The following is a 3,496-nucleotide window of genomic DNA, read 5'->3' as shown; positions in this document are numbered from 1 at the left end:
AGCGCCGTGTACCTGAGCGTGAAGCAGCGCCGGGTTAATCACCATGCCACAGTCGTGGACATCCCAAACTTCTTTGACATTGATTTCTCCGGTTTCCTCGTCAATCTCAACCTCGCTGACCTGCGCCGCAAAGCTGTAGGCCGGCGAGGTTCCTACCGGCGCACCCTTGAATTTACCGCCGAGCTTTGGCGGGGTATAAACTCCACGCCCGACCAGCGGGCCTCTTTTAACAAAGAACGTTCTCGCGACTTCCCCAAAAGTCTTCCTAATTTCAGGGTTTGACTTGCTGAATACTACCGCATCCCGGCAGTCCAGGTCATCAACATCCACTTCCATCAAGACCGAAGACATTTCCAAAACCTGCGCCTTGACCTCTTCACCGGCCTGTTTTACAGCAGAGCCGGACATAAGGGTCTGGCGGCTGGCGTAGGCTCCAAAATCGTGGGGAGTAGTTTCAGTATCGGCAGACACTATCTTCATATTTTCATAAGTAAACCCCATTGCCTCCGCGGCCATCTGGCAAAGAATGGTGTCGGAACCCTGCCCGATATCAGTAGCACCGGTGTAAAGGGTTGCAGCAGTACCATCCTCATGTACCTTAATCATGGCCGAAGCGTGGGGCAGATCAGTCCGGTAAATGGGGTAGCCGGCGCCAGTAACAAAACTGCCTGTGGCAATCCCGATCCCTCTGCCCTTGGGCAACTTGCCTTTCTTTTCAGCCCAGCCTGAAATCTCCCGCGCTTTCTCCAGGCAGGCTGTCATTTCGCAGGAGTTGACACCAAATTCATTGGGGGTAATTGTATTCGGCTGTCGGGCATTCCGCAATCGCAGTTCCAGCGGGTCAATCCCCAGATGCTCAGCAATATGATCCAGGTGACACTCAAAAGCATACCTGGGCTGGGGCGCCCCATGTCCCCGCTGGGCGCCGCAGGCCGGCAGGTTAGTATAAACCCTGGTCATATCAAATTTATAGTTAACAAAATCATAGGTCAGGGTCAGCATGGCCCCGGCATAGTAGGCAGTAGCAATGCCCAGGCTGGTATAGGCGCCGCCGTCCTGAACAAAGTTGGCGTGCACTCCGAGGATCTTGCCGTCTTTATCCACACCGGAAGTGATCTCCATCACCACTCTATGGCGTCCCCGGTTATGTGTAAACATCTCGGCCCGGTCGTAGAACATCCTGACCGGACGGCCGGTTATTCTGGCTAAGACAGCTCCGGCAAACTCCAGTCCGGTAGGCTCCAGCTTGCCCCCGAAGCCCCCTCCCACAAAGGTCTTGAGCACCCGTACGTCACCCATTTTCATGCCGAATTCCCGGGCGATATAATATTGAAAATAGTGAGGGGATTGGGTGCTGCAATAAACAGTCAGCTTACCGTCTTCCCAAATCGATATGGCTGAGTGGGGCTCAATCGGAGTATGGTAGGTGCGGTTTCCCACAAATCGGTCAGTGCGTACGTAATAAGCATCAGCAAACGCTTTCTCCACATCTCCGAAATTCTGGTGAATTTCAGTGTTTATATTGCCGGGGTACTCATCATGTACCTGCGGCGCGTCCTCTTTCATAGCCTCAATCGGGTCAAATACAGCCGGTAACTCTTCATATTCCACTTTAATCAGCTTTAGTGCCTTATAAACAGTATCCTCGTCAATGGCAGCCACTGCAGCTACCTTATCTCCTACATAACGAACCTTGTCAATGCAGAAAATGTTTTCATCCCAGCGGGCCGGGCTAATTCCGTACTTCAATGTGGGTACATCTTTATGGGTGATTACCGCCTTAACCCCCGGGAGTTTTTCCGCCTCTGAGGTATCGATGCTCAAAATTTTGGCGTGAGCATAAGGGCTGTGAAGGATTTTCCCCACTAGCATGTTGGGAAATTTCAGGTCTCCTGTATACTTCGCCTGGCCGGTAACTTTAACCCGCCCGTCCATTTTGGGCACACTCTTACCGATAACCGAATATTTCTCATCTCTTAGCTTGAAATCACTGATCTCCTGTGGTTTGTATTCTGTATAAGATCCAGTACCATAAACTTTCTTTTCCATTTGCTTGCACCTCCTTTACTGCTAGTCAGCCGCAGCCAGCACGGCCTTGACAATATTAACATAGCCTGTGCACCGGCACAGGTTGCCGGCAATTGCTTCACGCACTTCTTGCTCACTGGGGTGGGGATTGCGGGTAAGGAGAGCCTTAGCGGACATAATCATGCCGGGTGTGCAATAGCCGCACTGCACCGCGGCATTGTTTATAAAGGATTCCTGCAGCTTATCCAGTTTTTCATGCTGCGCCAGCCCCTCAATAGTGGTAATATTACACCCGTCCGCCTCTACCGCCAGGACCAGGCAGGAGTTTACCGGCTTACCGTCCAGCAGGACAGTGCATGACCCGCAGTCGCCTAGCTCGCAACCTTTTTTAGTCCCGGTCAAGTCCAGTTCATCACGCAGGACATTAGCCAGGGTGGTATTAGCTTTAACAACTCTAGTGTAGCTGTCCTCATTGACGTTCAGAGTGATCAGATAACGCTTTACGCCATTTTTGTCTGTAATCGCCTGCATAAATTTTGTTCCCCCCTTCTCTTAGCAGTGTCCTTCTTTAATTACTTTCGATAGGGCACGCTTAGTAAAGACCCGCACCATATCCTTCCGGTATTCGGCCGAGCCACGAATATCGGAGATGGGCTTGCTTTCACCGGCAGCACACACACCGACCTCTTCCAGTAGTTCCTGGGTAACTGCTTTGCCCTTTAACAATTCTTCTGCTTTCTTAGCCCGCATGGGTACAGGGGCCACAGCGCCCAGGACAATCCGGGCCTCTTTACAAATATCCCCTTGCATAGAAACTGCGGTGGCCACCCCAACTACTGCCAGGGCGCCTGATCGGCGCAGCCCGAATTTTATATAGGTACTGCCGGTAAAGGATTGATCGGGGATAACGATTTCGGTTAGGATTTCGTTTTGTTTTAGAACAGTCTTACCTGGCCCGGTAAAAAACTCTTCCATTAAAACAGTCCTTTCCCCATCGGTTCCTGCCAGCTTTACCACAGCGCCAAGAGCAATCAGTATGGGAGGCAGATCGGCGGAGGGTACAGCGTTAACAATATTGCCACCCACAGTGCCTGTGTTTCTAACCTGGTTATTGGCCATATGGTGAGCAGCCTCACAAATTGAAAGGTACTTTTCCTGCAAAACGGATGAATTAACCAGGTTATTGTGGGTTGCCCGGGAGCCAATAGTTGTCCCTTTTCCTTTTTCATAAAAAATATCAGTCAACTGGCTGAGGTTTTTAAGTGAGACCAGCACCTCGGGCGCCAGGATGTCTTGTTTCATTTTGGGTAAGACGTCAGTCCCACCCGCGATTACTTTTGCCATGGTGCCGAACTGTGCTAGAAGCCCGCACGCTTCCTTTAAACTATCGGGCGCATAATACTCAAAATCCGGTAGGTACATAGCAAACCTCCTCTTTTTCGTTTTGCATTAACCGCAATATAATTTT

3 protein-coding genes are annotated in these 3,496 nt (G+C 50.9%); all 3 read right to left on the bottom strand.

Going from position 1 to position 3,496, the window contains the following annotated elements; translation table 11 throughout:
- Positions 1–2,049: molybdopterin cofactor-binding domain-containing protein (locus tag A4E54_RS03225; protein WP_286724335.1), on the bottom strand; the 2,049-nt coding region annotated here is incomplete at its 3' end.
- Between the two features lie 21 nt (positions 2,050–2,070).
- Complete coding sequence (locus A4E54_RS03220) at positions 2,071–2,559, bottom strand: (2Fe-2S)-binding protein (protein WP_286724332.1); 489 nt, start codon at positions 2,557–2,559, stop codon at positions 2,071–2,073.
- A 21-nt stretch (positions 2,560–2,580) separates the two neighbouring features.
- The gene (locus A4E54_RS03215; RefSeq protein WP_286724330.1) at positions 2,581–3,450 is read right to left on the bottom strand and encodes an FAD binding domain-containing protein; all 870 of its coding nucleotides are present in this window, start codon (positions 3,448–3,450) and stop codon (positions 2,581–2,583) included.
- Between the last annotated feature and the right edge of the window lie 46 nt (positions 3,451–3,496).

The organism is Pelotomaculum sp. PtaB.Bin117, assembly GCF_002067195.1.
In the GTDB taxonomy this organism is placed as follows: domain Bacteria; phylum Bacillota; class Desulfotomaculia; order Desulfotomaculales; family Pelotomaculaceae; genus Pelotomaculum_D; species Pelotomaculum_D terephthalicicum.
Note: the sequence above shows the minus strand (reverse complement) of the source record. Positions and strands in the feature narration are given on the sequence as shown.

What these genes read in the sequence shown, in the direction of transcription:
- A4E54_RS03220 (WP_286724332.1), bottom strand. Translation starts at nt 2,559, where the DNA reads ATGCAGGCGATTACAGACAAAAATGGCGTAAAGCGTTATCTGATCACT.
- A4E54_RS03215 (WP_286724330.1), bottom strand. Translation starts at nt 3,450, where the DNA reads ATGTACCTACCGGATTTTGAGTATTATGCGCCCGATAGTTTAAAGGAA.